The organism is Enterobacter asburiae (assembly GCF_007035645.1).
GTDB lineage: Bacteria > Pseudomonadota > Gammaproteobacteria > Enterobacterales > Enterobacteriaceae > Enterobacter > Enterobacter asburiae_B.
This window is the reverse complement of the sequence record NZ_AP019632.1, coordinates 1,133,935-1,158,424: the sequence shown is the minus strand read 5'-3', so window position 1 is coordinate 1,158,424 and position 24,490 is coordinate 1,133,935. Positions and strand designations below refer to the sequence as shown.

Below are 24,490 nucleotides of genomic sequence, written 5' to 3'. Positions count from 1 at the left end.
TTTTATTCAAAAAAAAGCCGACTATCAAAGTCGGCTTATTTATCGTTATTCGATTATTTCGTACCAAAGATCTTATCGCCGGCATCGCCGAGCCCCGGGATGATGTACCCGTGCTCGTTCAGGCCCTGGTCGATAGAGGCGGTATACAGCTCAACGTCCGGGTGCGCTTTTTCCAGCGCCGCGATCCCTTCCGGCGCCGCAACCAGTACCAGCACCTTAATGCTGTTACAGCCCGCGTTTTTCAGCAGGTCGATGGTGGCGATCATAGAGCCACCGGTCGCGAGCATTGGGTCAACCACCAGCGCCATACGCTCGTCGATGTTAGAGACCAGCTTCTGGAAGTAAGGAACCGGCTCAAGGGTTTCTTCGTTACGGTAGATACCCACCACGCTGATACGCGCGCTTGGCACGTGCTCCAGCACGCCTTCCATCATGCCGAGACCGGCACGCAGGATTGGCACCACGGTAATTTTCTTACCTTTGATCTGCTCAACCTGCACCGGGCCGTTCCAGCCTTCGATGGTGACTTTTTCTGTTTCCAGATCAGAGGTCGCTTCGTAAGTCAGCAGGCTGCCGACTTCAGATGCCAGTTCGCGAAAACGCTTCGTGCTGATGTCATGCTCACGCATCAGGCCCAACTTGTGTTTAACGAGTGGGTGTTTCACTTCCACAATCTTCATTCTCTTTCTCCTCTGAGGTGGCGTCCGCAAAAAAATCGCGGGATTATACCGCTTTTTTCGGATTAGGCCATACCCATGTTGCTTGACGTGTATCAAGCAAAGTGATTTAGAGACAAAAAAACCGGAGGCGAGACTCCGGCTTGGGTGCGGGGTTCTGCCCGGTGGCGCTGCGCTTACGCGGGCCTACGTGTAGTGTAGGTCGGGTAAGCGTTAGCGCCACCCGACAATTACAGGTTCTCGCCGTTGCTCGCAATCACCTGCTTATACCAGTCGAACGATTTTTTCTTACTGCGGTTCAGCGTGCCGTTTCCTTCATTGTCTTTATCCACAAAGATAAAGCCGTAGCGTTTTTTCATTTCGCCCGTACCGGCAGACACCAGGTCGATGCAGCCCCACGGGGTGTAGCCCATCAGCTCCACGCCATCTTCCACCACCGCTTTTTTCATCTCGCGGATATGGGCGGCCAGATAATCAATACGGTACTGGTCGTTCACCGTGCCGTCGCTCTCCTGCACGTCGATCGCGCCAAAGCCGTTCTCAACGATAAACAGCGGCAGCTGGTAGTGATCCCAGAACCAGTTCAGGGAGTAACGCAGCCCGACCGGGTCAATCTGCCAGCCCCAGTCGGATTTCTGCACGTACGGGTTAGAGACCAGGCTCTTGCTTTCGTCGTAATCCAGCTGCGGGTTGTCCGCCGTCGCCTTGGTGGCGAAGGACATGTAGTAGCTGAAGCCGATGTAATCGACGCAGCCCTGCGTCAGCGCGGCTTTATCTTCTTCGGTGATATCCAGCGCGAAACCGCGACGTTCGAAGTAGTTGAGCAGGTGCTGCGGGTACTTGCCGCGCACGTGCACGTCGGTGAACCAGTAGCGGCGGTGCATGGCGTTCATCGCCATCATCATATCGTCCGGCGCGCAGGTCAGCGGGTAGATAGGACACATGGCAATCATGCAGCCAATCTGCAGCGACGGGTTAATCTCTCGCCCCGCCTTCACCGCCAGGGCGCTGGCCACCAGCTCATAGTGCGCCGCCTGGAACATCACCGGCTCGCGGTCTTCACCCGGCGCGTACTTCAGCCCGGAGTTCGTGAACGGCGCAAAGTCTTCGTGGAAGTTAGCCTGGTTGTTGATCTCGTTGAAGGTCATCCAGTACTTCACCTTATGCTGGTAGCGCTGGAACACCACTTTTGCAAAACGAACGAAGAAGTCGATCAGCTTACGGTTGCGCCAGCCGCCGTATTCCGTAACCAGATGGAAAGGCATCTCGAAGTGAGACAGGGTGATAACCGGCTCGATGCCGTACTTCAGGCATTCGTCGAACAGATCGTCATAGAATTTCAGGCCAGCCTCGTTAGGCTCAAGCTCGTCACCTTTCGGGAAGATCCGCGTCCAGGCAATAGAGGTACGGAAGCATTTGAACCCCATCTCGGCAAAGAGTCTGATGTCTTCTTTATAGCGGTGGTAGAAATCGATGGCTTCATGGTTAGGATAATTTTTCCCCTCCAGCACGCCGTTGGTGATTTCACGCGGCACGCCGTGCGCCCCCGCGGTCATCACATCGGCGACGCTCACGCCCTTGCAGCCCTCTTTCCAGCCGCCTTCCAGCTGGTGCGCCGCAACGGCCCCGCCCCACAGAAAATCTGCTTTAAATCCCGACATTCGCTTTCCCTCATTCTGCGTTATTTTCTGCAAAAACAATTACAGAAACCGGTTTCAGTTCGATGATGTGCAAAGGGAATAATCGTTGCAAGCAGTTCTCAGAAACCGGTTTCATTTTCGTGAACAGAGTCAAGTTTGGCTGCATTCACGAGGTACATAGAAAAAAAGATCCCCACGTCCAGAATAGGCTCGCAAACGTTTGCCTGGACTGTTAGAATTGCGCCGATTTTTCTTACTAGCTATGCAATCGCGTGGGGATTTAAGCCGTGACCAACAAAACTTCTCTCAGCTACAAAGATGCCGGTGTTGATATTGACGCAGGTAATGCGCTGGTTGACCGAATCAAAGGTGTGGTGAAAAAAACCCGCCGCCCGGAAGTGATGGGTGGTCTGGGTGGCTTCGGCGCACTGTGCGCGCTGCCGCAAAAATATCGTGAACCTGTTCTGGTCTCGGGTACTGACGGTGTAGGCACTAAACTGCGCCTGGCGATGGATTTAAAACGTCACGACACGATCGGTATCGATCTGGTCGCGATGTGCGTGAATGACCTGGTGGTACAGGGCGCAGAGCCGCTGTTCTTCCTCGATTACTACGCAACCGGCAAACTGGACGTGGATACCGCTGCCAGCGTGATTAACGGTATCGCCGAAGGCTGCCTGCAGTCCGGCTGTGCGCTGGTCGGTGGTGAAACCGCAGAAATGCCGGGCATGTATCACGGCGAAGATTATGACGTCGCGGGCTTCTGCGTCGGCGTAGTAGAAAAATCAGAAATTATCGACGGCAGCAAAGTGGCCGATGGCGATGTGCTGATCGCGCTCGCCTCCAGCGGCCCGCACTCCAACGGCTACTCCCTGGTGCGTAAAATCCTCGAAGTGAGCGGCTGTGATCCGCTGACCACCGAGCTGGACGGTAAACCGCTGGCTGACCATCTGCTGGCGCCGACCCGCATCTACGTGAAAAACGTGCTTGAGCTTATCGAGAACGTCGACGTTCACGCTATCGCTCACCTGACCGGCGGCGGCTTCTGGGAAAACATCCCGCGCGTCCTGCCGGACAACACCCAGGCGGTGATCGACGAATCCTCATGGCAGTGGCCAGCCGTGTTTAACTGGCTGCAGACCGCAGGCAACGTGAGCTCTCACGAAATGTACCGCACCTTTAACTGCGGCGTGGGCATGGTTATCGCCCTGCCGGCAAGCGAAGCGGATAAAGCGGTTAAGCTGCTGACTGAAAAAGGTGAAAACGCGTGGAAAATCGGTACGATTAAAGCTTCCGATTCCGAACAGCGTGTGGTCATTGAATGAAAAACATCGTGGTGCTCATTTCCGGCAACGGAAGCAATTTGCAGGCCATCATAGACGCCTGCAAGCAGAAGAAAATCAATGGCACCATTCGGGCAGTTTTCAGCAACAAGGCCGACGCGTTCGGCCTTGAGCGTGCGCGGGAAGCGAACATTCCCGCGCACGCGCTGGAAGCCAGCCAGTTCGCCGGGCGTGAAGCCTTTGACCGCGAGCTGGTGCATGAGATTGATGCCTACGCGCCGGACGTGGTCGTGCTGGCGGGCTATATGCGTATTCTGAGCCCGGCCTTCGTCGAACACTTCGCTGGTCGTCTGCTGAATATCCACCCTTCCCTGCTGCCGAAATATCCCGGCCTGCACACCCATCGTCAGGTTCTGGAAAACGGCGATGAGGAGCACGGCACCTCCGTGCATTTCGTTACCGACGAGCTGGACGGCGGCCCGGTGATCCTGCAGGCGAAAGTTCCGGTCTTTGACGGCGACAGCGAAGAAGACGTGACCGAACGCGTGCAGACCCAGGAACACGCCATTTACCCGCTGGTGGTCAGCTGGTTTGTCGACGGGCGTCTCGAGATGCGCGACGGCGCAGCCTGGCTGGACGGCGTGAAGTTACCCCCGCAGGGTTATGCGGCGGAAGAGTAGTTTGTTACGTCGGGTGGCGCTGCTGCGCTTACCCGACCTGTTCATTGCATTACCCGATATTCCCTTCTCCAACCTTCTAAAATCCCCAACAAAAAAAATAACTGTCATACTTTTCTGGCACTGTTGGACATATCGTGGAAATGCTCGCCATAATAAGGACGAGACGGATTTACCACGTCCTGTGATTGAACTGGAGTGTGAGCTGTAATGGGTCAGGAAAAGTTATATATCGAGAAAGAGCTAAGCTGGTTAGCATTCAACGAACGTGTACTCCAGGAAGCGGCAGACAAAAGTAACCCGCTTATCGAGCGCATGCGTTTTTTGGGCATTTATTCCAACAACCTGGATGAGTTCTACAAGGTTCGCTTTGCCGAGCTGAAAAGACGCATCATCATCAGCGAAGAACAGGGCTTAAACTCGCACTCGCGGCATCTGCTGGGCAAAATCCAGTCCCGCGTGCTGAAAGCCGATCAGGAATTTGACGGCCTGTATAACGAACTGCTGCTGGAGATGGCGCGCAATCAAATCTTCCTGATTAACGAACGCCAGCTTTCCGTTAACCAGCAAAACTGGCTGCGCCACTACTTCAAACACTATCTGCGCCAGCACATTACCCCGATTCTGATCAACCGCGAAACCGATCTGGTGCAGTTCCTGAAAGATGACTACACCTACCTGGCGGTGGAAATTATTCGCGGTGAGTCTATCCGTTACGCGCTGCTGGAGATCCCGTCCGACAAGGTGCCACGCTTTGTGAACCTGCCGCCGGAAACCCCGCGCCGACGCAAGCCAATGATCCTGCTGGATAACATCCTGCGCTACTGCCTGGACGACATCTTTAAAGGCTTCTTCGATTACGATGCGTTAAACGCCTACTCGATGAAGATGACCCGTGACGCCGAATATGACCTGGTGCACGAGATGGAAGCCAGCCTGATGGAGCTGATGTCCTCCAGCCTCAAACAGCGCCTGACGGCCGAGCCGGTGCGCTTTGTTTATCAGCGCGATATGCCGGACGCCATGGTGGAGATGCTGCGCGAGAAGCTGACCATTTCGCGCTATGACTCCATCGTGCCGGGTGGCCGCTACCACAACTTTAAAGACTTTATTGGCTTCCCAAACGTCGGCAAAGCCAATCTGGTGAACAAGCCGCTGCCGCGCCTGCGCCATCTGTGGTTTGATAAATTCCGCAACGGGTTCGACGCCATTCGCGAACGCGATGTCCTGCTCTACTATCCGTACCACACGTTCGAGCACGTGCTGGAACTGCTGCGTCAGGCCTCTTTCGACCCGAGCGTCCTGGCGATCAAAATCAACATCTACCGCGTGGCAAAAGATTCCCGCATCATCGATGCGATGATCCATGCGGCGCACAACGCCAAAAAAGTCACCGTGGTGGTTGAGCTGCAGGCGCGCTTCGACGAAGAGGCAAATATTCACTGGGCGCGCCGTCTGACGGAAGCGGGCGTACACGTTATCTTCTCCGCGCCGGGGCTGAAAATTCACGCCAAGCTGTTCCTGATCTCCCGCAAAGAGGGTGACGATGTTGTGCGTTATGCCCACATCGGTACCGGGAACTTTAACGAGAAAACGGCGCGAATTTATACCGACTACTCGCTCTTAACCGCCGACGCCCGCATCACTAACGAAGTGCGCCGGGTCTTTAACTTTATCGAAAACCCGTACCGTCCGGTGAGCTTTGACTATCTGCTGGTCTCGCCGCAGAACTCGCGCCGCCTGCTGTACGATATGATCGATAAAGAGATCGCCAATGCCCAGAAAGGGCTGTCGTCCGGCATCACGCTGAAGCTTAACAACCTGGTCGACAAAGGGCTGGTGGACAGGCTGTACGCGGCATCCAGCTCCGGCGTGCCGGTTAACCTGCTGATCCGCGGCATGTGCTCGCTGATCCCGGAACTGGAAGGCATCAGCGACAATATTCGCGTGATCAGCATTGTTGACCGTTACCTGGAACACGATCGGATCTATATTTTTGATAATGCGGGTGATAAACAGGTCTATCTCTCTTCGGCAGACTGGATGACGCGCAATATTGACTACCGTATTGAAGTCGCGGCACCGCTGCTGGATCCGCGACTGAAGCAGCAGATCCTCGACATCATCGAGATTCTGTTCAGCGATACCGTGAAAGCACGCTATATCGACAAAGAACTCAGTAACCGCTATGTACCGCGCGGCAACCGCCGCAAAGTGCGGTCGCAACTGGCGATTTACGACTATATCAAATCACTCGAGCAACCCGATTAACCTATGCCGATAAATGATAAGACCCCACGCCCGCAGGAATTCGCCGCGGTCGACCTTGGCTCTAACAGTTTCCACATGGTCATCGCCCGTGAGGTGGATGGCGCGCTGCAGATCATCGGTCGTCTGAAGCAGCGCGTACACCTGGCGGATGGTCTTGATGAACGCAGCATGCTCAGCGAAGAGGCGATGGAGCGCGGGTTAAACTGCCTGTCGCTGTTTGCTGAACGCCTGCAGGGCTTCTCGCCCTCCAGCGTGTGCATCGTGGGCACTCACACCCTGCGCCAGGCCCTGAACGCCCCGGAGTTCCTCAAGCGGGCCGAAAAAGTGATCCCCTACCCGATTGAGATCATCTCCGGCAACGAGGAAGCGCGTCTGATTTTCATGGGCGTCGAGCACACCCAGCCGGAAAAAGGGCGCAAGCTGGTTATCGATATCGGCGGTGGCTCTACGGAGCTGGTGATCGGCGAAGACTTTGAGCCGCGCCTGGTGGAAAGCCGCCGAATGGGCTGCGTCAGCTTCGCGCAGATGTATTTCCCGGGCGGCACCATCACCCGCGAGAACTTCCAGCGCGCGCGTATGGCGGCTGTCCAGAAGCTGGAAAACCTGGCCTGGCAGTACCGTATTCAGGGCTGGAACGTGGCGCTGGGCGCGTCGGGCACCATCAAGGCGGCGCATGAAGTGCTGCTGGCGATGGGTGAAAAAGACGGGTTTATCACGCCCGAACGCCTGACGTTGCTGACCGAAGAAGTGCTGAAGCATAAAAGTTTTGACGCCTTAAGCCTGCCGGGTCTTTCCGACGAGCGTAAAGCGGTATTCGTGCCGGGGCTGGCTATTCTCTGCGGCGTGTTTGATGCCCTCGCCATAAAAGAGCTGCGTCTGTCGGACGGCGCGCTGCGTGAAGGCGTGCTGTATGAGATGGAAGGCCGCTTCCGCCATCAGGATATTCGCAGCCGCACCGCGCAAAGTCTCGCCAATCAATACAACATCGACCGTGAACAGGCGAAGCGCGTGCTGGACACCACGGTGCAGATGTACGAACAGTGGCAGGAGCAGAATCCGAAGCTCGCGCACCCGCAGCTTGCCGCGCTGTTGAAATGGGCCGCGATGCTGCACGAGGTGGGGCTGAACATCAACCACAGCGGGATGCACCGCCATTCGGCCTACATTCTGCAAAACAGCGATCTGCCTGGCTTCAACCAGGAGCAGCAAACCATGATGGCGACCCTGGTGCGTTATCACCGCAAGGCCATCAAGCTCGACGACCTGCCGCGCTTTACGCTGTTCAAGAAAAAACAGTTTCTGCCGCTTATTCAGCTGCTGCGTCTGGGCGTGCTGCTCAATAACCAGCGTCAGGCCACCACCACGCCGCCTACGCTGAAGCTTAAAACCGACGACCATCACTGGACGCTGAGCTTCCCGCACGACTGGTTCAGCCAGAACGCGCTGGTCCTGCTGGACCTGGAAAAAGAGCAGCAGTACTGGGAAGCGGTCACCGGCTGGCTGCTCAAAATTGAAGAAGAGAGCGCCGACGTCGCCGCGTAACGGCTCAGGCGTCCGCGGTGGACGCCTCTGCTTCCAGCAGTGACTCAAGCGGTGCCGGTCTGCCAATCAGATAACCCTGCACATAATCGATGCCTAGCGCCTGAACCGCGCTACGTATCTCTTCGCTTTCGACATACTCCGCTACCACCAGCATCTTTTTCATGCGCGCCAGATGGCAGATAGACGCCACAATCTGATAATCCAGGCTGTTGTTGACGATATTGCGAATAAAGCTGCCGTCAATCTTGAGAATATCCGCGTCCACGCTTTTCAGCCGCGCATAGCTCGCATAGCCGGTGCCAAAATCATCAATTGCAATACGTACCCCCATTTTCTGCAGCTGCCGGAGGATGTGTAGCGCCTGCTCCGCATTGCAAAAGGTGCTGCACTCCGTCACTTCAAAGATTAGCTGCCACGGCTCAATGGCGTATTTCGCCAGCAGGCGACTCACCTCAAGCGGAAACTGCACCCGACACACGGTCGACGGGGCAAGATTAATGGCAAAGCGCTGGCCGGGCAGTCTTTCGCGATGCGCGGCGAGAAAGCGCAGGGTGTGCTCGAGCACCCATAAATCTACCCGCGAGGAGAGACCAAACTCCTGCGCGACGGGCAGGAACTGGTCGGGGGAAATCAATAGCCCGTTTATATCCGGCATTCGGAGCAGGACTTCGTGATAGCAATCGCCACGCATGCCGCAAACGGGTTGAACCAGCAGGGCGAATTCGTCGTTATCGAGCGCCTTTTGCAGGCGGCTCATCATCGCAACTTTATCCTTCAGGCTGCGCTGCAAATGGACGGCCCCACGCTGCTGAAGGTTTTCCGGATGGTTGGAGGAGAGCGACAGGTCGGCAACCACGCCCAGCTCGCCCAGCACCAGATAAAGATGGTTAACCGGGGACCGGACATAGCAATAGCTCACGCCCACCTGCGGCTGCAGCGGCATGCCGTCCCAGACAAAGCGGAACTGCTTGATGTGCTCGTCCAGGGCCTCAATCCGCTGCTGGTGCGATTCCGCGTTAAGCCGTACCGCCAGGTCATACCCGGTCAGGTGATACACCAGCTCATTGGGCTGGAGAATGCCATTCACCCACTGCGCCAGCTGCTGTTTGTACTGAATGCGCAGCAACACGCCGTAATTTCGGCCCAGAATTTCCAGCTCCGGAATGCGCAGCAGGCAGAGCGCCGACCACGGGTTTTTCGCCAGATCGCGCGACAGCGCCCGCAGATTAGGCATATGGACGACCGGGTCGAGCAGCGCCAGCCTGCGGGAGCGTTTGTTCGCTGCGCGCTGCCGGGTCGCCAGCATCGACATATAAATCACCACGAACGAGAAGACCAGGTAACTGGAAGAGGTGATCGCCAGCTGAATGTCATACCCCGGGTTCACCGGGATATAGCGGTAAAAATAGTGAATAGACACCAGCAGTATCGGCGTCCAGATAAGCGAAATCAGCTTATAGCCAAAACGCATCGCGCCCCAGAGCATCACCGGCATCAGCAGGGAAAGAGTATAGTTGGTGGTGAAAATGGAGCTGTTCTCATTCATCGGAAGCAGCAGCAGCGAAAGCAGCCCGCCAAGCGCGATAGCCCACACCAACAACTCAACGACCGTCACCTTTTTGTCTATCTCGGAACGGATCTGCGAGAGAAGGCTTTTGATATAGCGCGGATGACGAAGCAGGCGGATCAGCAGATAGCTCAGCGGCACGCCCGTCAGGCCGCTGACCAGCAGCGTCTGATAGTTGATGAGCGTGCGAATATTGAGGGGATTTAATCCCGCAAGGCTCTGACGGCTCTCATACACGCCTAAATACACCGCAAACTGAAACAGCACCAGAAACAGCGTCGCGGGGCAGAACGCCTGCCAGAAGATGCGCTGCGCCATCAGCCGCACGTCGCCGTACGCGGTCATATTCCGTCTGGGCGCAAACACCCGGTAGCCACCCCAGCTGAGCACTAAAGGGACGACAAAATGGAGGATCCCCGCGACGGTTTCAAACATCCCGACCGACGGGTAATAGCGGATAAACAGCGACAATACGATCCCGGGCAGCGCTTCCAGGCCAAAGAACATCATCAGCGAAAGCAAAAATGAGAGGGGTAAATAATAGAGTGCCGCAATGCCGTCGCCCAGCTGCGTGAACGTATTCGCAATGCTCAGCACGGGAAGTAAAACCACAGGCAAAATAAGCGGCAATGCCCACCAGCGGTTTTCATTTTTTTTCAGGAAAGCCAGAATGTTCATAGATGCCCGGTTAAACCCCTTTCGCTCCAGAGGGAAAATAAAGACAGGCATCCAACCTGACGTACGCGCCGCCCGGCAAGGTGAGGGGCGAACTGTATGGAGGAAGGATTTTAAATATCAGGGCCGGGAAGCCGTTGACTTAAATCAAACTACTTTACGCAAATAACTTTTTGCGGCGTTTTTTTTGAAATTATTTTCTTCATATTATCAATATGGTAAATGCATTAATTAATTTCAATAACATTAATCAATGTAAACATTGACGGTTATTTACACACAGCAGAATTGACCCCGCCTTCCCGCTGTGCCTTAATATCCTCGTCGCCCAAAAGGGCTTATCCAGGAAAAACAGAGTGAGTCAGGTCACGCGTATGCGCAAACGACATCAATTTAATACCCGAATGACCCGCATCATACTGCTCATCAGCTTCCTGTTTTTCTTTGGCCGCTTCGTTTACTCTTCAATTGGCGCCTGGTACCACCATCAGGACAAAACCCAGTCGCAGCAATCCAGCCTGACCGTCGACACCGCTGACCGCTAAACAGCCGAAGGATCTTGCACGAGCCGAATAATGGCCGCGATCCCTTTGCTGAGGATTTTATCCTGCCGCATTACCACCGCCAGCTGCCGCTGCAGCATAGGCGTAAGCGACATCACGCATAGCCCTTCGCGATCGGCATCCTGTTCGACCGCCATTCTCGGCACAATACTGTAGCCCAGCCCCGCGCGAACCATGCGTTTGATCGCCTCGATGCTGCCAAGCTGCATCACCGGTGCGATCGCTAATCCATTAGCCGCAAACCAGCCATCGATCAGCGCCCGGGTACCGCTGCCTGATTCAAAGGCAATCAGCGGCTGAGCGTGCAGCGCCTCCGGGGTAAAACCCCTGAAAGCATCCTGCTGCTCCCGCGACGCGATAAAAACAAACTCTTCGTCCATTACCGGCATGACGTCCAGCGCTCTGCCGCTCACCGGCAGCGTCACCAGCCCCATATCGAGCCGGTTCTCTTCGATGGCCCTGACGATGTCGAGGGTGTTGCCCGTCGTCACCCCCACGCTCAGAAGCGGATAGTCCTTGCGCAGCTTCTCCAGCAGCGGCGGCAGAAGATGGATGCAGGCCGTTGCCCCCGTGCCAAGCGTAATGGTGCCGCTCACATCGTGGCTGAATGCGCTCACGGACCGGATAGCGTCATCCACCGCCTGCTGAATACGCTCCCCGTGCGCCAGCAACGCCTGCCCGGCAGCCGTAGCCTTAATCCCTCGTCCGGTACGCTCCACCAGCCGCGTTTGCAGAAACTGCTCCAGCTGACGTATTTGCAGGCTGACGGCAGGCTGGGAAATACCCAGCGCATCCGCTGCCGCTGAAAAGCTGCCGCGCTGTATCACCAGACGGAAGGTGGCGAGATAGCCCAGATTAAGCGTTGTCATTCAAAGTTTCTCTTATACCGCGCATAAGGTTGCTGCCCTGCCAGCACAATAGCGCGCGAGTTATGCTCAGGACAACTGCATAACGGAATGAAAAACAATGGAAACACCCGCCCTGCCTCGCCGCCTCGCCCTCATGGCGGGATGTAATCAGCTCATCAACTGGGGGATCTCGTTTTATATGCCCGGCACCTTTGCGCTAGCGATTTCAGCCGACCGGGGATGGTCATCACCGCAGATTTACCTCGGCCTGACGCTGGCGATGCTGGTCATGGCGGCGGTTTCTCCGTTTGTCGCCCGCCTGCTAGCACGCTTTGGCGGTCAGAAAGTGGTGATGAGCGGCACGTTGCTGATCGCCGCAAGCTGCGCAGGGATGGCCTATACCCAGACGCTTTTTGGCTGGTACTGCGCCTGGCTGATCGGCGGCGTAGGGATGCGCCTGTCGCTGTACGACGCGCTGTTCGCCGCGCTGGTAAACCTCTACGGGCAGCAGGCGCGAAGAACAATCTCACGCGTCACGCTGGCGGGCGGGCTGGCCTCCGCCGTTTTCTGGCCGCTGGGCGATGCTCTGCTTCAGGTCATGAGCTGGCAGGAAGCGCTGCGCGTCTACGCGCTCTTCGGCCTGCTGAGCGCGATGCTGATTCGAACGCTTCCCCGGCAGCGGCTGACGGTGACGACAAAGGTCACCGCGCCGCCGCTGAACAACGAGCGGCGTAACGCCTGGCTTTATGCTGCCTTCATTGCCCTCATCACCTTTGTCTCTAACGGCACGTCCACCCATCTGCCGGAGTTTATTGCCCACTTCGGCCTGCCGGTCGCCATCGGCATGCTGTGGGGAGTCGGCCAGACGGGCGCCCGCTCGCTGGAAGTGCTGGCGGGTGCCCGCTTAACCCCCTTCAAACTGACGCTTTTTACCGCGCTCGCCATGCCGCTCTGCTTTCTTCTGGGGATGAGCAGCGCCCTGTTTGCGTGGTGTGCGGCCGGGTTCGTGCTGGGCTACGGCGCCATCAACGGGCTGGTCACCATTGTGAAAGCCACCCTGCCGCTGGAGCTGTTTAGCGCCGAAAGCTATGCCCGCCGCACGGGCATGCTGCTTATCCCCGGCCAGCTGATGGCGGCAGCCTCACCGTTTGCCTATGCGTGGCTGAATAAAACGCTGGGGATCGCGGGTGCAATGTGGGTATCAACGGGCCTGACGCTGGTGATTGCCGGGCTGGCGATAGCGATTGTGCGTCGTCCAGGCAGGCAAACTGTATCGCACTGTATCCAGAGCGCCACGCTAACAAACGGGTACAAAACGCCGCCTCCGGCAAATATCTCCGATACATAAAAATGGTTTTCTTTCCCTGTCGTCATTCACAACCGATAAGGAGAGAACCCATGATTCGTCGCTATGCACTTTTCCCCCTGCTATTCCTGGCCTCTGTAGCCCATGCCCGGACCACGCCGCTGGATAACCTGAGCGCCGCGGACGTTAACGGCCCCGCCGCCGTTGCGCCGCTGGCGCAGCCGCAGCCGCCCGCAAAGCTGATAGTCGATCCGCCGCTTGCCGGGCCGCTGAGCAAAGGCGCGGTGTTTATCCAGTATCGGGCCGAAAACCTGCGCATCGAGCCGGTATTCGGCCCGGTGGCGCTCAAGGTCACCCCGCGCATCGGTCACATTCACGTGGTGGTGGATGACGCGCCGTGGCACTGGGCTGACGCCAGCGGAGAGCCGGTGATCCTCGTGGGGCTACCCGCCGGTAAACACAAGGTGACGATTATTCTGGCCGACCCGACGCACAAGCCGCTCGACCACAAAACCGTTGAATTCACCGTCCCGCCCCACGCGACGGTCCACCACTTTTAAGGAGTCTGAAGATGAAAGCACTGTCTGTAGTGACGGCAAGCCTGCTGGCGGTTTCCGCCAGCGCCTTTGCGCAGAGTAAAACCAGCGTCGTGCTGGTGCACGGCGCGTTTGCCGACGGCAGCAGCTGGAATAAGGTGATTACCCTGTTGCAGAAGCAGCACGCCGAGGTCATTGCCGTCCAGCTCCCGCTCACGTCGCTTAAGGATGACGTTGCGGCCACGCGGCGGGCCATCGCCCGCGCCGAGGGTGAGGTGGTGCTGGTGGGCCACTCCTGGGGCGGCACCGTGATTAGCGAGGCGGGCAACGATGCGCGGGTAAAATCGCTGGTGTACGTGGCGGCGTTCGCGCCGGATTCCGGCCAGTCGACTGCGGATCTGGCAGGAAGCTATCCTGCCCCGCCGGGCAGCGCGGGCATTGCTAAAACGGCGGACGGCTATTTATACCTGCCGACAGGAGCTGTCAGAAAGGACTTCGCGCCTGACGTGAAGCCAGACACTCAAAACACGACTGCAGCCACGCAGGGGCCAATTAAGGCCGAGGCGTTTGGTGAAAAGGTCACCCACGCGGCGTGGCATGATAAACCGAGCTGGTATGTGGTCAGCAAGAATGACCGAATGATCAACCCCGATCTTGAACGGGCGATGGCGAAGACGATCCATGCGAAAACCGCCGAGGTGGCGGCAAGCCACGTGTCGATGGTGAGCCAGCCGCAGATCGTCGCCCGGACGATTGAGCAGGCGATAAGCAGTAATTAACCGGAGTGACTCATTCGATCTTCTGCACTTCCGTATCCACCGGCAGCAGCGCAGTGCCGTCATGCGCTGCTGGCGCCATAAAGGGAACCGGCCTGCCCGTCCGCCTGTCGACCAGCAGCGAGTGACGCTCGCCCTGCGCAAACAGATTTTGCTCTCCCCACTGACGCAGCGCCACGATCACGGGGAAAAGACGTTCGCCTTTGTCGGTCAGAACATATTCCTGATAAGCCGTGCCGTCCGATGCTCCCTGTAACGTCAGGATTTCTGCCTCAACCAGCTTGCGAAGCCGGTCAGAAAGGATGTTGCGCGCCACCCCAAGGCTGCGCTGAAAATCCCCGAAGCGCGTCATGCCGTCAAACGCATTACGCACAATAAGAAGCGACCAGCGATCCCCGAGCAGGTCAACGCTGCGGGCAACGGGACAATATTCCTCTTTTACCGTATTTCGGGACATCACCTGTTTTCCTCGCAAAGGCCACCCTATAACTAGTTGCATTTTAAAACCACCTAGCCTAGCATTCAACCAGTTTCATTTTAAAACCAGATTATCACAAGCGAGGATTTTGAACATGTCACTGACGTCAGCCCTTCCTTCAGCCGACATGCCGCGCAGCATGGTCTGGCTGTTCGCCACCGCCAGCGGCCTAAGCGTGGCAAACGTCTATTACGCCCAGCCTTTGCTTGACGCGCTGGCGAACGATTTCGGCATCAGCCATGCGGCCGTGGGGGGCGTGGTGACCGCGACACAAATTGGCTGCGCGCTGGCTCTTTTGCTCCTCGTTCCTCTGGGTGACAAAGTGGATCGTCGACGACTCATGGCAGTACAGCTGATTGCTCTGGTGGTGGCGCTGGTTTCCGTCAGCATGGCACAGTCCTCTTCAGCGCTGCTTATCGGTATGCTTGCGACAGGTATGTTGGGCACGGCCATGACGCAGGGGCTGATCGCCTACGCCGCCAGCGCCGCGTCGCCCCATGAACAGGGACGCGTTGTCGGCGCGGCACAGGGCGGCGTGTTCACAGGTTTGCTGCTCGCTCGCGTCTTTGCCGGTGGCATCAGCGATATCGCGGGCTGGCGCGGGGTCTATCTTTGTGCTGCCGCGCTGATGCTCATGATTGCGTTACCTCTGTGGTGGCGACTCCCCGCCCTGCCAGCCGTCACTGCCACGATGAGCTATCCGCGGTTGATTGGCTCAATGCTCACGCTGCTGCGGCAGGAAAAAGTGCTGCAGATACGCGGCGTGCTGGCGCTGCTGATGTTTGCATCGTTCAACATTTTCTGGAGCGCGCTGGTGCTGCCGCTGAGCGCACCGCCGTTTAACTTTTCGCATACAGTGATTGGCGCGTTTGGACTGGCTGGCGCGGTGGGCGCGCTGGCGGCTGGCCGGGCAGGACGCTGGGCCGATCGGGGATATGCCCAACGCACCAGCGCGGCGGCGCTGAGTATCTTACTGTTAGCCTGGTGGCCCTTGTCGCTGATGGACCGTTCACTCGGAATCTTGCTTATCGGCATCATACTGCTCGACTTGGGGGGTCAGGCGCTGCACGTCACTAATCAGAGCATGATTTTCCGCACCCGTCCCGAGGCGCACAGCCGGCTGGTCGGGCTTTATATGCTGTTTTATGCCGTCGGCAGCGGGCTCGGCGCGCTCGGCACAACGATGACGTATGCCTGTGCCGGCTGGCCGGGCGTCTGCCTGCTTGGCGCCTCGGTCAGCCTGCTGGCGCTGGTGTTCTGGTGGCTAACCCGCGCTAGCCACCGCTGACCGCGGGATAATCCCGATTAATCCACGCGTGGTCCTCTTCCCAGGTGAACATCCATTTGCGCACCGGGCCGGCCATCACGTTGAGGTAGTAGCTGTCATACCCGGCCATCGTCGCGACCGGGTGGTAGCCCTTCGGCACCATCACCACGTCACGGTTATAGACCGCCATACACTCATCCAGCGTTCTGTCATCGGTGTAGACGCGCTGCATGCAGAACCCCTGCTCCGGGTTGAGGCGATGGTAGTAGGTCTCCTCCAGATAGGTCTCCTGCGGCGGGTTATCCGTGTCGTGCTTGTGGCTCGGGTACGAGCTGGTGCAGCCCTCACTGGTCCACACCTCCACCACCAGCAGGCTGTCGGCGGGCCTGTCTTCCGGCAAAATGTTATGCACGTAGCGCTGGTTGTGACCTTTGCCGCGCGCTTCACCGTCGATATCCTGCGGGGCAATCAGCCGCGTCGGATACGTGCCTTTGCCCGGCGCGGCGCAGACCGCCAGCTCCAGCGTCGTCAGCGCCTTCACCTGCACCGATTCCTGCGGGGCGACGTACACCGCCCACGGCTTAATGCGCTCGAAGGGGCTCATCCGCTCGCCGATATCGTTAAACTGCGCGGAAGGCGTGCTGATGGAGGCCCGCCCGGCGACCAGCACCAGGCAGCGCTCTTCGCTGACGGCGGGCAGCGTCAGCGTCTGCCCCTCCTGCAGCTCATACGCCTCAAAGCCGACGTAGCCCCACCCTGCGCCTTCCGGTGTAACACACTGGGAGCGCCCCTCCGCGTTCGGCTGTTGCCAGCGTGATAACAGACGTGACATGTTCCCTCCTCAAATCAGTCCGGCGTCGCGCGCCAGGCGGCTCAGGTTGTTATACCCCAGACGGGCGTAGGTCAGCGGATGGGCAATCGCCGGATCCTGCTCGGCCTCGACCACCAGCCAGCCGTGATAATCCTGCGCCTTCAGCAGCCGCATAATCGGCGGGTAATCGACGCAGCCGTCGCCCGGCACGGTAAACACGCCGCTCAGCACCGCATCGAGGAAGCTGGTTTTGCGGTTTTTCACGTCCGCCAGCACGTCGGCGCGCACGTCTTTGCAGTGAACGTGATTGATGCGCGACGCCCAGCGCTGCGCCACCGCCAGCGGATCGGCCCCGGCAAAGGTCAGATGGCCGGTATCCAGCAGCAGTCCGACCGCCTCCCCGGTGTGAGTCATCAGATTGTCCACGTCCTCGGCAGACTCAATCACCGTGCCCATATGGTGATGGTAGGCAATCTGCACGCCCTGCTGCTGCGTATAGCGGGCAAATTCGGTGAGCTTCTCGCCGTACTCCTTCCAGCGTTCCTGCGGGAAGCGCGGGCGCAGATGCACCGGGGTCTGCTGCTCGCCGTGAATGCAGCCGCTCACTTCCGCAAACACCAGCACCTTCGCTCCCAGCTCGCGCAGCAGCGTCAGGTGCGGCTGCACGGCGGCGATCTCCTCCTCCACGCTGCGCTCCAGCAGGCGGCCGGAGTACCAGCCTGAGACCAGCTGCAGGTCGTGACGCTGCAGGATGGGGCCAAGCAGGCGCGCTTCGCGCGGGAATTTATTGCCCAGCTCGAAGCCGGCAAAACCGGCCTCTTTACCTTCGCTCAGACAGGTTTCCAGCGAGGTTTCCGCGCCGAGAGAAGGCAGATCGTCGTTCGTCCACGTCAGCGGGTTAATGCCTAATTGCACACTCATTGTCGTCTCCATTATGCGTGTCCGCGCTCGCGCCACCAGGCGATAAGCTGCAGGTAGTTGTCCCGGATGCGCGCCACCAGCTGCGCATCGTCAATATCGTGCTTCAGCCACGCGCGGGAGGCATCGCCAAACAGCGTGCGCCCCACGGCGAAGCCTTTCACTACCGTCTGCCCCGCTGCGGCTTTGAAGTCGGCGCGCAGCTGTTCCGCCGGGGCGTCCAGGCCGAGGATCACCACCCCGCGGCAGTGCGGGTCCCGGCGTTCGATAATCTCGCTCAGTGCCGTCCAGCCGTCGGCGGAGAGCGGCGGCAGCTTCCACCAGTCCGGGTAAATGCCGAGGTTGTAGAAGCGGGAGATGGCGCGCAGGTAGAGCTCGTCGCTGCGCGGCATGGTCGCAGGCAGGATCACCTCAAGCAGCAGCTCGTGCCCGGACCGGCAGCAGGCGTGGTACACCTCGGCGATTTTCTGCTCCTGCTCCAGGCGCAGGCCGTGGGCATCTTCCGGGTGGAAGAAGACCAGGCACTTCACCACGTGCTCCTGCGGCCAGCTGATAAGCTGGGTGCCGATGTTGCCGTGCTCCATCTCCAGCGGCCTGGATCCCGGCAGCTCAATGGGGCGACCAATCCACCACCCTTCCCCGGTGATGGCGTTCAGCGCGTCCTGACCAAAGGTGCCGTCGCACAGCAGACCGGCTTTGCCCTCCAGCCCGGCGCGGCTCGCCGCCTCGCGGCTGGCCTGCAGGATCAGCTGCTTCAGCGCCGGAATGCGCTTAAGCGACGCGCCGCACTGCATCGCCATATCCTCAAGCTGGCTGCGGTGGTCGAAGGCCATCACGCACAGCTCCGGCCATTCGCGGCGGCGGGTGGTCACCCGGTGGAGATGGTTAAGACGCGGGTCGAGATCCGGGCGCGGCACATTAGCAGCGCGCGAGAGATAGTCATCCAGCTCGATTTTGCTCGGCATCGCCGGGGCGCAGCCGTGGCGCGAAACCACCAGCGCGCCGCAGGCGTTGGCGTAGCGGCACGCCTGCTCCCAGCCTTCGTCGTTCAGGTAGCCGCGCAGCAGGCCGGACATAAACGCGTCCCCCGCCCCGAGGACGTTCAGCACCTCCACGCGCACGCCGGTCACCGTCAGGCCGTCGTCCAGCCGGGACGGAATAGCGTCGGTATAGACCGAGCAGCCGAGCGCCCCGCGTTTGCAGACCAGCGCTGCGTCACTGACGGCACGCACCTGTCCTAGCGCCTGCAGGGTATCCGTGCTGCCGCCCGCAATGTGAAACTCCTCTTCGGTGCCGACAATGACGTCGAAGAGGTGCAGCACCTCCTGCAGCTCGCGGGTGACCTTCTCGGCGGCGATAAAACGCGTTTCGCCGTCGCCTAAGGAGGTTAGCCCCCACAGCACCGGACGATAGTCGATGTCCAGCACCGTGCGCACGCCGTGACGGCGGGCATAGCCCAGCGCCGTCAGCACCGCCTCGCGGGTCTGCGGATGAGAAAGGTGAGTCCCGGTGATGGCAAGACAACGTGCGGAGGCAATGTAGCTTTCGTCCACATCGCTGGCGGTAATCGCCATATCCGCGCAGTTATCGCGATAAAAAATCAGTGGAAAGGTGTCCCGGTCTTTAATGCCGAGGAGCACCAGCGCCGTAAGGCGTTGTTTATCGGTAATCAGATGGCTGGTATCGCAGCCCACCTGGTTGAGCTCTTCCCGCAGGAAGCGGCCCATATGTTCATCGCCGACGCGCGCCAGCATCGACGAACGTAAACCCTGACGCGCGGTGCCGTACGCCACGTTACCCGACGACCCGCCGAGATATTTGGCGAAGCTCGATACATCCTCCAGACGCGCACCAATCTGCTGACTGTAGAGGTCTACCGCCACGCGGCCCATGCATATCACATCAAACTGCTTTTCCACGTTGATACCTCATCAGACAATGTCGTTCACGTTCAGCCAGCGGCCTTCCCGGTGCGAGAGCGCAATCGCGTCCAGCACGCGCGACACCTTCCAGCCCTCTTCGAAGTCCGGCCACATCGGCGCGTCGGCGGCAATCCCGTCCACCAGGTCACGCACCTCCACCGTTTTTTGATCGTTAAAGCCAATCCCGTGGCCCGCGCCCATGCAGAACGCGGCGTAGTCCGGGTGCGCCGGGCCGACGAGCAGCGTGCGGAACCCCTGGCGGTTCACAGGATCGTCATGCAGATAGAGCTTCAGCTCGGCCATGCGCTCCTGGGTGAAGCTGATGGCGCCTTTCGTTCCGGTGATGACGTACGACAGCCCCATCTTGCGGCCGCAGGCAACGCGGGAGGTTTCAATCACGCCCTGCGCCCCGCCCGCAAAACGCACCATCGCGTGAGCCTGATCCTCGTTTTCAACGGCAATCATCTCAGACGATCCGGCCTTCGCCGGTCGCGCCGGGACCACGATCTTCAGGTCGCCGCAGACCTGCTCGATATCCCCCACCAGGTACTGAGCCATGTTGACGATATGCGCCGCGAGGTCGCCCAGCGCCCCCAGCCCGGCGGTCTCTTTGAAGCAGTGCCAGTGAATGGGCGAAAGCGGGTCGGCCATATAGTCTTCGTTGTGGGTGCCGTAGAAGTGGATCACCTCGCCAATCTCGCCTCGCGCGATAATCTCCTTCGCCAGCTGCGCCGTCGGGTTTTTCATGTAGTTGAACCCCACCAGCGTTTTCACCCCGGCCCGCTTCGCGGCGTCGACCATTTCACGCGCGTCGTGGGCGTTAAGCGCCAGCGGCTTCTCCGAGTAGACGTGCTTGCCGTGGCGGATCGCCTCCAGCGCCATCTCTTTATGCAGATGGTTGGGTGAACAAATATCCACCACGTCAATGGCCGGGTCGGCCACCAGCGCCCGCCAGTCGCCGGTGGAGCGGTTGAAGCCAAACGCCTGCGCGCGCGCTGCCGCCAGCTCCGGCGTGACTTCCGCCACCATCTCGCGCACCAGCCTGCCGCGCAGGTTGAACACCGTCGGGGCCTGGGCATAGGCGATAGCGTGCGCCTTGCCGATATACCCGGTGCCAATTAATCCAATACGAACCTCTTTCATCGTGATCCTCACAGTGCGCCGCGACGGCTTTTGGCATAGGTATCGAATGCCACCGCCAGAACGATAATTAATCCGGTGATAATCTGCTGGTAGTAGGCCGAGACGTTCATCAGCACCAGGCCGTTAATCAGAATGCCCATGATGATGGAGCCGATAATGGTGCCGCCGATGCGCCCGTAGCCGCCCATCAGCGAGGTGCCGCCGATCACCACCGAGGCGATGACGCGCAGCTCAAAGGAGATCCCGGCCACCGCCTCGGCGCTCCCCAGACGCGCGCTCAGGATGAAGCCCGCCAGCCCCGCGAGACAGCCGATCAGCACGTAGACGCTGACCAGCACTCGCTTGACGTTCACCCCCGCCAGTCGCGCCGCCTCCGGGTTGCCGCCGATGGCGTAGACAAAGCGGCCCCAGCGGGTTTTATGCAGCGCCAGATAGCCGCCGACGGCGACGATGGCGAAGATCCAGATAGGAATGGAGATGCCGAGCAGCTCCCCGCGTCCCCACCAGCGGTAGCCAGGGTCGAAACCGGCAATCGGCGCACCGTCGTTAATCACCAGCGTCAGGCCGCGCCAGATGGTCATCCCGCCGAGGGTGACGATGAACGGCGGCAGGCGCAGGCGGGTGACGCCCAGGCCGTGCAGGAAGCCAATCGCCGTGCCCATCGCCAGACAAATCCCCAGCCCAATCAGCCAGCTCATGCCGCCCCAGGCGTTCGGGTCGACGGTGGTGAAGTTGTCGCCCTTAATGACGTACGCCGCGGTCATGGCGCACACCGCCAGAATGGAGCCCACGGAGAGGTCGATCCCGGCGGTCAGAATGACGAAGGTCATCCCCACGGCCATGATCCCGTAGATAGACACTTCGGTCAGGATGTTGAAAATATTGCGTTCAGAGAAAAAGTTGCTGTTCTGCGACTGGAAGAAGATCAGCAGCAGGATCATGAAAATCAGCACCCCGAAGCGCTCGAAGAAGGCGATGGGATCGATGCGTCCGGCGCGTTTGACCGGGGCCTGCGTTTTAGAAATCATCTGCGTCATGAGAAACTCCGTTATGCCGCGTTCAGGGCGTTGTGGTTGATGGCCATCATCGTCATCAGCCGTTCTTCGTTGGCATCGTCGCCGTGGATCTCGCCGGTCACCCGGCCTTCGCTGAGGGTGATGATCCGGTCGGACACCGCCATCACTTCAGGCAGATCGGAGGAGATCACGATCACCGCCACGCCCTTTTTCGCCATGTCAAACAGCACCTGGTGCACTTCCGATTTGGTCCCCACGTCGATGCCGCGCGTCGGCTCATCGACGATCAGCACCCGCGGGTTGAGCGCCATGCAGCGCGCGAGGATCACCTTTTGCTGGTTGCCGCCGGAGAGCTTGCGCACCTCCTGCGCGCTGTTGACCATTTTGATCTGCAGCGCCTTGCGGTAGGACTCAATCAGATCGTCCTCTTTGCGGGTGTTCACGAACCAGCGCCACTGCAGCAGCGAGGAGAGACAGGAGAGCGACAGGTTGTCGCGGATCGACAGCCCCAGCACCGCCCCCTCTTTTTTGCGGTCTTCCGGCACCAGCGCCACGCCCTGATCGAGGGCATACAGCGGGTCGCGCGGCTGGTACGGCACGCCGTCCAGCTCAAAGCTCCCGGAGGTAAACGCATCTGCGCCAAACAGGCAGCGGGCCACTTCGGTACGTCCCGCGCCCACCAGCCCGGCAATGCCCAGAACTTCCCCGGCGTGGACGTGGAAGCTGATGTCGTGCAGGGCGATGCCGTGCGGATCCAGCGGCGGCTTTTCGCGGCTCAGCCCCTTCACCGCCAGGCGGACGGGTTTGTCTTCATGATGCGTTTCGCTGGCCGGACGGCGGTTAAAGGCCACGTCGCGCCCGACCATCAGACGGATCAGCTGTTCGACGTTGGTCTCCGCCACCGCGCCGGTGCCGGTAAAGCGGCCGTCCTGGAAAACGGTGAAGCGATCGCAGAGCTGGAAAACTTCGTGCAGACGGTGGGTAACGTAAATAATGCTCACGCCGCGGTTTTTAAGCTCCCGCACCACGCGGTGCAGGCTTTCCACCTCGCTGTCGCTCAGCGCGGCGGAAGGTTCGTCCATAATGATTAATCGGGCGTTGAGGGTCAGCGCCCGGGCGATCTCCACCATCTGCTGCTGGGCGACGCTCAGGCGGGCGACAGGCGTGGTCGGCGCAACGTTCAGCTGGAGGTAATCGAGAATGACCTGCGCCTCCTGGTTGACCGCCCTTTCGTCGACGATCAGGTTACGCCTGCGCGGCTCGCGACCGAGAAACATGTTTTCCGCGACGGTCATGTTGGGCAGCAGGTTGAATTCCTGATAGATGGTGATAATGCCCTTGTTCTGGCGCGCCACCGGGGAGTCGTCCACCGGCAGCGTTTCGCCGTTGAACCAGATATCCCCGCGCGTTTGCGGCTGCGCGCCCGCGAGCGCCTTCAGCAGCGTGGATTTTCCCGCCCCGTTTTCCCCCAGCAGGGCGTGAATTTCGCCGCTGCCAACGGTCAGCTGAGCGCTGCTCAGCGCCCAGACGCCGGAAAAGCTTTTTGCCAGGTCGGTCACTTTCAGTAAGGGTTGCGACATCAGTCTGCTCCTCCTCATGATGAGCCGCCAGAGGCGGCTCGGGACATATTAGTTACCGGCCTCACCGATACGCTCAGCCTGCTGCAGGTTCTCTTTGGTGATCAGCGTCGGCGGGTAGTCGGCGCCGGTGATGGCTTTCTTCTCGCGCACGTTGGCCACCAGCTGGCTCATCGCCGTCTGTACCGCAAAGCCCGGGCGCTGATCCGCCGTTACCGCCAGCCAGCCGTCGCGCACGCGGGCCAGCGCTTCCGGCACCGCATCAAACCCGGTCACGAGGATTTCGCCCGGCTTCACGCCCTGGCTCTGCAGCGCTTCAATCGCGCCCAGCGCCATATCGTCGTTGGCGGAGAGGATCACCTGCGGACGTTTCGGCAGCGAAGGCAGAACGCTTTCAACGATGCGCATTCCTTCAGAACGCATCCAGTTGCCGGTCTGATCGGCGACGATCTTGTACTTATCCCCGCCCGCCTTCAGGCTGTCGCGGATCCCTTTGGTGCGTTCAATGTTGGAAGAGGAGCCCGGCTGGCCGGTGAGGAGAATGATGTCCGCGCCGTCGGGGAATTTGGTTTTAACGAAGTCGCCAACCGCCTGGCCGCCCTTGTAGTTGTTGGCGCCGAAGTGCGGCACTTTCTTCTGGCTGTCGACGGAGCGGTCAAGGGTGACGATCGGCAGCTTCGCATCCTGAATCTCATCCACCGCGCTGGAGACCGCGTTCACGTCGTTCGGGGAGACGATAAATCCCTGCGCCCCGCGGGTGATGGCGTTTTCCAGGTCAGCTACCTGCTTCGGCGAGCTGCCCTGCCCGTCCAGCACCTGAAGCTTCACGCCCATCTCTTTTGCGGCTTTCACCGCCGTGCGCTGCATGTGAACTTCAAACGGCATGGCCAGGTTTGGCGTACTGAAAACAATTTGCTCGTTTTCGGCGAGGGCGGCCCCGGACGTCATGGCGATGAGGGCGGCTACGATCAGTTTTTTCATTATTATGTCTCTCTGT

Annotated in this window: 21 protein-coding genes; 9 read left to right on the top strand and 12 right to left on the bottom strand. The window is 59.4% G+C overall.

The features are described from left to right. Nucleotides 1–53: 53 nt before the first annotated feature. Both upp and FOY96_RS05470 read right to left on the bottom strand, forming a co-directional pair. Nucleotides 54–680: a uracil phosphoribosyltransferase gene (upp, locus tag FOY96_RS05475; protein ID WP_023308769.1), complete on the bottom strand. Its 627-nt coding sequence runs from the start codon at nucleotides 678–680 to the stop codon at nucleotides 54–56. A 227-nt stretch (nucleotides 681–907) separates the two neighbouring features. Continuing rightward, nucleotides 908–2,338, bottom strand: coding sequence for a 6-phospho-beta-glucosidase (locus FOY96_RS05470; RefSeq protein WP_143346618.1), 1,431 nt, complete (start codon nucleotides 2,336–2,338; stop codon nucleotides 908–910). 266 nt (nucleotides 2,339–2,604) lie between these two features. Between FOY96_RS05470 and purM the strand changes: the two genes are divergently transcribed. The 4 genes from purM (at nucleotide 2,605) to ppx (ending at nucleotide 8,090) form a co-directional block, all read left to right on the top strand. Continuing rightward, nucleotides 2,605–3,642 carry a phosphoribosylformylglycinamidine cyclo-ligase gene (purM, locus tag FOY96_RS05465; RefSeq protein WP_008501643.1) on the top strand — a complete coding sequence of 346 codons (1,038 nt, stop codon included), beginning with the start codon at nucleotides 2,605–2,607 and terminating at the stop codon, nucleotides 3,640–3,642. Continuing rightward, a complete protein-coding gene (purN, locus tag FOY96_RS05460; RefSeq protein WP_023308771.1) occupies nucleotides 3,639–4,280 on the top strand; it encodes a phosphoribosylglycinamide formyltransferase in 642 nt (213 codons plus the stop codon). The genes purM and purN overlap by 4 nt, the downstream gene beginning before the upstream one ends. A 207-nt stretch (nucleotides 4,281–4,487) precedes the next feature. Continuing rightward, entirely contained in the window at nucleotides 4,488–6,548 is a 2,061-nt protein-coding gene (gene ppk1 / locus FOY96_RS05455; RefSeq protein ID WP_033146179.1) for a polyphosphate kinase 1, read from the top strand. Nucleotides 6,549–6,551: 3 nt separating this feature from the next. Then, nucleotides 6,552–8,090, top strand: a complete 1,539-nt coding sequence (ppx, locus tag FOY96_RS05450) for an exopolyphosphatase (RefSeq protein WP_023308773.1) — start codon at nucleotides 6,552–6,554, stop codon at nucleotides 8,088–8,090. Nucleotides 8,091–8,094: 4 nt separating this feature from the next. On the opposite strand, the gene FOY96_RS05445 is transcribed toward ppx, so the two are convergent. Next, on the bottom strand, nucleotides 8,095–10,335 hold the full coding sequence (locus FOY96_RS05445; protein WP_143346617.1) for an EAL domain-containing protein: 2,241 nt from the start codon (nucleotides 10,333–10,335) through the stop codon (nucleotides 8,095–8,097). A gap of 353 nt (nucleotides 10,336–10,688) precedes the next feature. On the opposite strand from FOY96_RS05445, the gene FOY96_RS05440 reads away from it, so the two are divergent. Continuing rightward, on the top strand, nucleotides 10,689–10,877 hold the full coding sequence (locus FOY96_RS05440) for a YfgG family protein (protein ID WP_029739958.1): 189 nt from the start codon (nucleotides 10,689–10,691) through the stop codon (nucleotides 10,875–10,877). Here FOY96_RS05440 and FOY96_RS05435 read toward each other — a convergent pair. Beyond that, complete coding sequence (locus FOY96_RS05435) at nucleotides 10,874–11,764, bottom strand: LysR family transcriptional regulator (protein ID WP_143346616.1); 891 nt, start codon at nucleotides 11,762–11,764, stop codon at nucleotides 10,874–10,876. The genes FOY96_RS05440 and FOY96_RS05435 overlap by 4 nt on opposite strands. Nucleotides 11,765–11,861: 97 nt before the next feature. Here FOY96_RS05435 and FOY96_RS05430 point away from each other — a divergent pair, with 97 nt between their 5' ends. From FOY96_RS05430 to FOY96_RS05420, 3 genes are read left to right on the top strand one after another with little or no spacing between them, the layout of a single operon-like run. Beyond that, a complete protein-coding gene (locus FOY96_RS05430) occupies nucleotides 11,862–13,091 on the top strand; it encodes an MFS transporter (protein ID WP_143346615.1) in 1,230 nt (409 codons plus the stop codon). Nucleotides 13,092–13,141: 50 nt separating this feature from the next. Beyond that, nucleotides 13,142–13,609 (top strand): DUF6130 family protein, encoded by a 468-nt coding sequence (locus FOY96_RS05425; RefSeq protein WP_143346614.1) that lies wholly within the window; start codon nucleotides 13,142–13,144, stop codon nucleotides 13,607–13,609. Between the two features lie 11 nt (nucleotides 13,610–13,620). Next, the gene (locus FOY96_RS05420) at nucleotides 13,621–14,364 is read left to right on the top strand and encodes an alpha/beta fold hydrolase (protein WP_143346613.1); all 744 of its coding nucleotides are present in this window, start codon (nucleotides 13,621–13,623) and stop codon (nucleotides 14,362–14,364) included. 10 nt (nucleotides 14,365–14,374) lie between these two features. Here FOY96_RS05420 and FOY96_RS05415 read toward each other — a convergent pair whose 3' ends face one another. Beyond that, nucleotides 14,375–14,818, bottom strand: a complete 444-nt coding sequence (locus FOY96_RS05415; RefSeq protein ID WP_023308780.1) for a winged helix-turn-helix transcriptional regulator — start codon at nucleotides 14,816–14,818, stop codon at nucleotides 14,375–14,377. Nucleotides 14,819–14,933: 115 nt separating this feature from the next. On the opposite strand from FOY96_RS05415, the gene FOY96_RS05410 reads away from it, so the two are divergent. Beyond that, on the top strand, nucleotides 14,934–16,127 hold the full coding sequence (locus tag FOY96_RS05410; RefSeq protein ID WP_143346612.1) for an MFS transporter: 1,194 nt from the start codon (nucleotides 14,934–14,936) through the stop codon (nucleotides 16,125–16,127). Here the strand turns inward: FOY96_RS05410 and iolB are convergent. The 7 genes from iolB to FOY96_RS05375 are packed head-to-tail and all read right to left on the bottom strand — an operon-like array spanning nucleotide 16,114 to nucleotide 24,474. Next, the gene (iolB, locus tag FOY96_RS05405; RefSeq protein WP_143346611.1) at nucleotides 16,114–16,938 is read right to left on the bottom strand and encodes a 5-deoxy-glucuronate isomerase; all 825 of its coding nucleotides are present in this window, start codon (nucleotides 16,936–16,938) and stop codon (nucleotides 16,114–16,116) included. The two genes, FOY96_RS05410 and iolB, sit on opposite strands and share 14 nt — an antisense overlap. 9 nt (nucleotides 16,939–16,947) lie before the next feature. Next, nucleotides 16,948–17,838: a myo-inosose-2 dehydratase gene (gene iolE / locus FOY96_RS05400; RefSeq protein ID WP_087823096.1), complete on the bottom strand. Its 891-nt coding sequence runs from the start codon at nucleotides 17,836–17,838 to the stop codon at nucleotides 16,948–16,950. Nucleotides 17,839–17,849: 11 nt separating this feature from the next. Next, nucleotides 17,850–19,754: a bifunctional 5-dehydro-2-deoxygluconokinase/5-dehydro-2-deoxyphosphogluconate aldolase gene (locus FOY96_RS05395; protein ID WP_058841776.1), complete on the bottom strand. Its 1,905-nt coding sequence runs from the start codon at nucleotides 19,752–19,754 to the stop codon at nucleotides 17,850–17,852. A gap of 12 nt (nucleotides 19,755–19,766) precedes the next feature. Further along, nucleotides 19,767–20,900, bottom strand: a complete 1,134-nt coding sequence (locus FOY96_RS05390; RefSeq protein ID WP_010433892.1) for a Gfo/Idh/MocA family protein — start codon at nucleotides 20,898–20,900, stop codon at nucleotides 19,767–19,769. 8 nt (nucleotides 20,901–20,908) lie between these two features. After that, complete coding sequence (locus FOY96_RS05385) at nucleotides 20,909–21,937, bottom strand: ABC transporter permease (RefSeq protein ID WP_028014045.1); 1,029 nt, start codon at nucleotides 21,935–21,937, stop codon at nucleotides 20,909–20,911. Between the two features lie 11 nt (nucleotides 21,938–21,948). Then, nucleotides 21,949–23,496 carry a sugar ABC transporter ATP-binding protein gene (locus FOY96_RS05380; protein ID WP_047060733.1) on the bottom strand — a complete coding sequence of 516 codons (1,548 nt, stop codon included), beginning with the start codon at nucleotides 23,494–23,496 and terminating at the stop codon, nucleotides 21,949–21,951. 48 nt (nucleotides 23,497–23,544) lie between these two features. Continuing rightward, nucleotides 23,545–24,474: a substrate-binding domain-containing protein gene (locus FOY96_RS05375; RefSeq protein ID WP_033146190.1), complete on the bottom strand. Its 930-nt coding sequence runs from the start codon at nucleotides 24,472–24,474 to the stop codon at nucleotides 23,545–23,547. Nucleotides 24,475–24,490 lie beyond the last annotated feature (16 nt).